At 28.9% G+C, this 6,365-nt stretch carries 6 protein-coding genes and 5 tRNA genes; all 11 read right to left on the bottom strand.

Going from position 1 to position 6,365, the window contains the following annotated elements:
* Positions 1-174 precede the first annotated feature (174 nt).
* Entirely contained in the window at positions 175-1,041 is an 867-nt protein-coding gene (locus L8V82_RS06975) for a hypothetical protein (RefSeq protein WP_263724461.1), read from the bottom strand.
* Between the two features lie 101 nt (positions 1,042-1,142).
* Positions 1,143-1,227, bottom strand: a tRNA-Leu gene (locus L8V82_RS06970).
* Positions 1,228-1,232: 5 nt separating this feature from the next.
* Positions 1,233-1,309 (bottom strand) — tRNA-Arg (locus L8V82_RS06965).
* A gap of 27 nt (positions 1,310-1,336) precedes the next feature.
* Positions 1,337-1,413 (bottom strand) — tRNA-Arg (locus tag L8V82_RS06960).
* A 3-nt stretch (positions 1,414-1,416) separates the two neighbouring features.
* Positions 1,417-1,493, bottom strand: a tRNA-His gene (locus tag L8V82_RS06955).
* Positions 1,494-1,505: 12 nt separating this feature from the next.
* Positions 1,506-1,583, bottom strand: a tRNA-Pro gene (locus L8V82_RS06950).
* An 86-nt stretch (positions 1,584-1,669) separates the two neighbouring features.
* On the bottom strand, positions 1,670-2,392 hold the full coding sequence (locus tag L8V82_RS06945; RefSeq protein ID WP_039629122.1) for a TerC family protein: 723 nt from the start codon (positions 2,390-2,392) through the stop codon (positions 1,670-1,672).
* A gap of 41 nt (positions 2,393-2,433) precedes the next feature.
* A complete protein-coding gene (gene purN / locus L8V82_RS06940) occupies positions 2,434-3,006 on the bottom strand; it encodes a phosphoribosylglycinamide formyltransferase (protein WP_263724460.1) in 573 nt (190 codons plus the stop codon).
* On the bottom strand, positions 2,997-4,343 hold the full coding sequence (locus tag L8V82_RS06935) for an NAD(P)H-hydrate dehydratase (protein ID WP_263724459.1): 1,347 nt from the start codon (positions 4,341-4,343) through the stop codon (positions 2,997-2,999). Before L8V82_RS06935 ends, purN begins: the two co-directional genes overlap by 10 nt.
* Positions 4,327-5,667, bottom strand: a complete 1,341-nt coding sequence (gene rmuC / locus L8V82_RS06930; RefSeq protein ID WP_263724458.1) for a DNA recombination protein RmuC — start codon at positions 5,665-5,667, stop codon at positions 4,327-4,329. The genes L8V82_RS06935 and rmuC overlap by 17 nt, the downstream gene beginning before the upstream one ends.
* A gap of 2 nt (positions 5,668-5,669) precedes the next feature.
* On the bottom strand, positions 5,670-6,359 hold the full coding sequence (locus L8V82_RS06925; protein WP_263724457.1) for an NYN domain-containing protein: 690 nt from the start codon (positions 6,357-6,359) through the stop codon (positions 5,670-5,672).
* Positions 6,360-6,365 lie beyond the last annotated feature (6 nt).

Here is a 6,365-nt window from a genome sequence, read left to right as displayed (position 1 = left end):
TATTTAAAGAAATTTGTTTTAGGGAAATAACGGAAGGAATGTAGAATAATATAGAATAGGAGATATAAGAGGATAAAAAACTCCAAAAAATTTTAGCAAGGCTTTTAAATTTTTGCATAAAACATATTTAACTATAAAGTTAAAACGCTTGTTTTGCCAAAACAATATACGGTTTTAACCAAATAGTTCCATAGCGTCTTTGTATGCACTAACTAACGAAGCTAAAGTAACAAAACCACCGATAATCAAAAAAATCATTTCGATTTTTTTTCTTTTATTCTCTTTTATTTTTTCCTTTTTATATTCTTCTTGATTTTGTTCAATATGTAAAATATCAACAAGATTTTCTATCTGGATTTTAAGTTCTTGATGTTGCTCTAAAATATTGTAATATTGAAATATAATTTTCCATATTGCATGTTTTTGTTGGTAGTTATAGTGCACTGGATTACTAAAAAAATACTTTAGATTAAAAACATAAAAATCTTTTTTAATATCAATAACATCATGATAATTTTCTTTATCTATAATGCTTGAAGTTAAATTTAAATAATACTCCATTTTCTCACGATAAGCCAAAGAAAGCGCAAACATAGTCATTGTATCGTTAAATTTACTTTCACAATTATTAAATCTAGCCTGAAACAAAAAGCCTTTTTCTGAAAACACAACTTTAATATCTGGATTATCATAACAATTTGATTTATCTATTTTTAATGTAGAACTACCTCTTAATAGTTGCGATATTTTACCATCATTCATGTTTTCATCAGTATATACAACTATATGATCTATCACACCTTTTTTAAATTGACAATACTCTTGACTTACAGAGACTCCATCTTTTATACATATAATACATATATCAAAAATTTTATATATTAATATTGTATCTTTGGCATACTTTTGATCTTCTATATTGGTATAAATTTCTAAATTTTGAGCCAAAAAGGTATGAAAAAAATCTTTTGTTCTTGTATCTTTTTTAAATTTATCCTTGCAAAAATTTTCGATAATTTTAACTTGATATGTATTTATCATGACATCTTCCTATTTTATAATATTATAAATTTAACTTATTATTATAAATACGATTAAGATGAATTGTAAAAATTTAAATGCTTAAAAGAATTTTAAAATAGTGGTGCGGATGAAAGGACTTGAACCTTCACGCATTGCTGCACCAGATCCTAAGTCTGGCGTGTCTGCCAATTTCACCACATCCGCAAAAGTGGTACGCTCAAGAGGATTCGAACCTCTGACCTACGGCTTAGAAGGCCGTTGCTCTATCCAGCTGAGCTATGAGCGCATAAAAATAAAAGTAACAATAGGCTTATGGTGCGCCCGATAGGAATCGAACCCATAACCTACAGATCCGAAGTCTGTCGCTCTATCCAGTTGAGCTACGAGCGCTGATGGGGTGAGTGATGGGAATCGAACCCACGACCCTCAGGACCACAATCTGATGCTCTAACCGACTGAGCTACACTCACCATTTATAAAAATGGTCGGGGTGAAAGGATTCGAACCTTCGGCCCCTTGGTCCCAAACCAAGTGCGCTAACCAGACTGCGCTACACCCCGATGTACAAAAATAAAGCGTTATTTTACATAAAAAAATATTAAAAGTCAAGATAAAAAAATATTTAGCATAAAAAATGCTAAATATTTTAAGAATTGTCTGTTTGTTTTTTTTGTGAAATGATGTTTAAAATTTCTACTATCAAAGAAAAAGCCATAGCTGTATAAATATATGCTTTATCTATATGGATATCAAAACTTTCACATACTAAAACAAAGCCTATCATTACTAAAAATGCCAAGGCTAAGATTTTAATGCTTGGATATTTTTCTACAAAATCTGCAATTGGTTTAGAGGCAAAAAGCATAACTAAAACTGCAATAATCACAGCAATAATCATAATCTCTATATCTTGAGCAATGCCCACAGCAGTAATAACACTATCAAGAGAAAATACTATGTCTATCACAGCTATTTCAGCAACTACAACCCAAAGCTTATTACTAATTTTTATATTACTTTGACTTTCCTCTTGGTGCATTATACTTTCTTTAATTTCCTTAATAGACTTAACTATTAAAAACAAACCTCCAAGCAAAAGCACCAAATCTCTACCTGAAATTTCATTACCCAATATACTAAATAAAGGTGTGACAAGTTTCATCACCCAAAATAAAGACAATAACAATAAAATTCTAGTAATCATCGCAAAAGCAAGACCTAGAATTCTACCCTTATCTCTATGTTCTGGTGGTAATTTAGAAACTAAAATCGCTAGAAAAATGATATTATCAATACCTAGTACAATCTCCAAAGCTGTAAGAGTAAGCAATACCACCCAAGCATCTACACTAAAAATCCATTCAAACATTTACTTTCCTTAAACAAAAGCGTAATTATAATGATGAAAAATTAATCATTTTCAAAAATTTTTACAATGGTTTCAGGCAAAAGTGTATGTTCGAGCTGGTGGATTTTATCTTCAAATTCTTCAAAGTTTAAATTAGCTTTTTCAAACGCCTTTTGTGCAATGATTTTACCACCATCAAGCTCTTCATTAACCCAATGCACGCTAATGCCTGCTACTTTCATATCACTTTCATAGCTTTCTTTGATAGCATGAGCACCTTTGAATAAAGGAAGCAAAGAAGGATGAAGATTAATAGCTTTTATATTTTGAGTGAAAATAGGACTTAAAATTCGCATAAATCCTGCTAAGATGGTCAAATCTGCTTGACTTTCTTTTATAATTTTTACTAATTCTGCGTCAAATTCTTCTCTTGAAGTAAATTTTTCATGTTCTATGATTTTAGTATCAAGGTTATATTTTAAAGCTCTTTGTATGCCATAAGCTTCTTTTTTATTGCATACACACAAAACCACTTCAAAGGTATTTTTACCAAAAGTTTTTTTATGTAATTTTTCTAAAATATTTTCCAAATTGCTTCCATTACCACTAAATAAAACTGCTAATTTTATAAGCATTTTAACCCCTTTATTAATTTTAAAGCATCAAAACTAATTTTATTTTTCTTATAATTTTTAACTACTAAAGCATGAGCTAATACTGCATTTTTAGCAGCTTCTAAAGCATTAAATTTAGCTCCAAGTAAAGCCGCTATCATGCCACTTAGCACATCCCCACTTCCACCTTTTGCCAAAGCTTCATTGCCACAATTTACTACAAAAAGTTTTTCTTTTTGAACGATGATAGGATTAGCCCCTTTTAACACCAAAGCACATTGGAATTTAGAACTAAATTTTCTTGCATAAAAAAAGCGTTTGTTTTGAATTTCTTCTACGCTTATATCCTCATTAAAACAAAGCTTTAAAAGCATAGAAAACTCTTTAGGATGAGGGGTTAAAACAACATCTTCTCTATTGAGATATAAAAGCAAATTTTCACTTTGAAAGCAATTTGCATCTAAGACTAAAGGAATATTTTTTAATCTTTCATCTTTTAAAATACTTAAATCATCAAGCCCCATACCTATAGCAGCTGCATTTATTTTGCCTTCAATATCATCTTTTAGCATAATCAAAGGCGAAAAGCTTTCTTTAGCCACTAAAGACACAAGCCCCGCTCCAAACCCTAAAGCACCAAGTCCAGCTAAAGTACCCGCGCTTTTATTGGCAAAAATATAAACATGGCCAAAATCACCTTTATTTGAGTTAGCCTTTTTTGTAATGAGTTTTAAATCTTTTTTTTCTAGTAAAAAACTTGAAGTATTTTGCATATAAGGTTTTAAACCCAAATTCGCAATTTTAATTTTACCTACAAATTCTTTTGCGAAATCTTCTAATAAAATTTCTTTAATTACCCCCATGCAAAGAGTATAATCAGCCTTAAAACATAGCTCTTGTCCAAGCCCACTGGGAATATCACAAGCTATTTTTAAAGCCTTGCTTTTAGTAATTTTTTTAAAAATTCTTTGTAAATTTTCATCTAAAGCTTTATTTAAACCACTTCCAAAAACACAATCAACTATAATGTCAAAATCTTTAAATTTAGGTTCTTTTTTTAAGAAATTAAAACCTATATTTTTTAAAATTTGCTCTTGCTTGATAAATATCGTATTTTTTTTATATGGCACAACATAAGCAAAAGCTTTTTTTAAGTGTCTAATGGCCACAAGTCCATCAGCTCCATTTCCACCAGTACCAAGCAAAAATAAAATTTTAGCATTTTTTATGTTTTTACTTTTTTTCTTAATCAAATTTGCAAGCTCTATGCCTGCATTTTCCATCATTAAAAACTCATCCAAACCTTTTTCAACAAGCTCTTTTTCATAAGAAACATTATCTTTAAATACTACTTTCATCGCTCATCTCACATTTTATAAGCTTTTGGGTTTTAGCGCCTAGCTCTTTAAGCTTTATCACTCTTGAAGCGATATTTCCACTTCCATGAGTAAGCTTTGTTTGCATATTATCTACATTTGAGTTTAATCTTTTAACATTTTCTTTGATTTTTTCAAAATCATCTAAAACACCTGCAAATTTATCATGAAATTTGCCAAGCTCATCAAAAGCTTTTAAGATATTTTCATTACTTTGTATATTTTTCCATGAAATATTTATCGTATTTAGTGCCATAAAAAGAGTGTTTGGTGTAGTTAAATAAACCTTTTTTTTATAAGCGTATTGATAAATTTCAAGATCTACATTTAAAATCAAATCTAAGATATTTTGATAAGGTATAAAAAGCAAAATAAACTCATAAGTGTGTTTATCATACTGCATATAAGGCTTTTTGGCTAACTCATCAATTCTTGATTTTAGATTATAAGCTAGATCAAGACAGGTGTTTTGACTAATATCTTCAAAAGCAAAATCACTTGGCAAAGAAAATTTTGCATCTATGATTATACTTTTTTGCTTATCTAAAAATACTACCGCATCAGGAATATAGGTTTTACCCTCTTCTTGAAATCTCTCTTGCAATTTATACTGCACGCCCTCTACCAAACCACTATTTTCTAAAACAGATTTTAGTTGCAATTCTGCAAAATTACCACGAATTTTTTTATCGCCCTTTAAAATTTTAGCTAGCTTATCTGCATTTTCTGTCATATTTTGACTAAATTTAAACATATTATCAATATGGGTTTTAAGACTAATTTCATTTGAATTCAATCTTTCATTGTATTCTTTAACACTTTTTTTCACAGGCAAGAAAATTTCTTCTAAGATTTTTTTTGTATCCTCATTAAGCATAAGTTTGTTTTGGTTTAAAATATTAGCATTTTGTTTTTGTAAATTTTGTTCTAATTCTTGTTTTAATTCCACTAAACCTTGCTTATATTTTTCCTCTAGTTTTATTAAAGTTTGAGTATATTCTTCTTTTAAATTCGCACGCTCTTTTAAATGTATATTTAAAAGTTCTTGTTGGGTTTGTTCTTTTTGAGCTAATTTTGCTTCTAAAGCCTCATTTTTAGATAAATATAATATTTTTTCATCTAAAAGTTTGGAATTTTTTTCCATGAGTGTAGTTTTTTCAAGCTCTAAATTAGCAAGTTGATTTTGCAATGCTATATTGTTTTGGTCTAAAAACTCCAATTTTACTTTTTCTTTTTGGCTTTTAAACACATACCATATAAAAGCTAAAATTACAACAACTAAAAAGGCTATCAAGATATTTTCCATTATCAAGCCTTTGTTTTTTCAATAAGAAAATAAATATTTTTTTCATTACCTTCTTTAAATTGTTTCATTTGTGGTAAAAACTCTTTTACTAAAGCTCTAAAATTTTTAAAACCAAAATTTTGGGGGATAAAATTTGCGTGTTTTCTATTCATATTAGTGCGAATTTGAGCATATTCAGCACGGCCTTTTTCTTCTATTAAGGCTTCTGTGATATTGATTAAATCTTTGATATATTCTTTAGTGCTTAATACTTTTTCTTTAGATTCATCTTGATCTAAATAAAAAAATTCACTAAAAGAATTCACATAAGATTTTACAGCTTGCTTTAAACCCATACCTATAACTTGCTTTTTGCCTTCTTTAAGCCTTTGGATTAAACTAGTATAATCACTATCGCTTGAAACAATGACAAAAATATCAATATCTTTTTCATAAAAAAAACTCATAATCTCAGTGATTAAGTACATATCGCTTGAGTTTTTATTAGCTATAAAATTAAATTGCTGCATAGCGATAATAGAATATTGTGCGATTTGTTCTTTCCAATTTTGTATATTTTTTTGTGTCCAATCTCCATAAATTCGTTTTATAACGATTTCTCCATAATCAGAAGTGATATCAAAAATAGATTTTGCATATTTTGAAGGAATATTTTCTGCATCAATAAAGATCGCCACACTTTTGTTATCCATTTTTTC

This window comes from Campylobacter sp. IFREMER_LSEM_CL2151, from assembly GCF_025771725.1.
GTDB lineage: Bacteria > Campylobacterota > Campylobacteria > Campylobacterales > Campylobacteraceae > Campylobacter_D > Campylobacter_D lari_C.
Note: the sequence above shows the minus strand (reverse complement) of the source record. Positions and strands in the feature narration are given on the sequence as shown.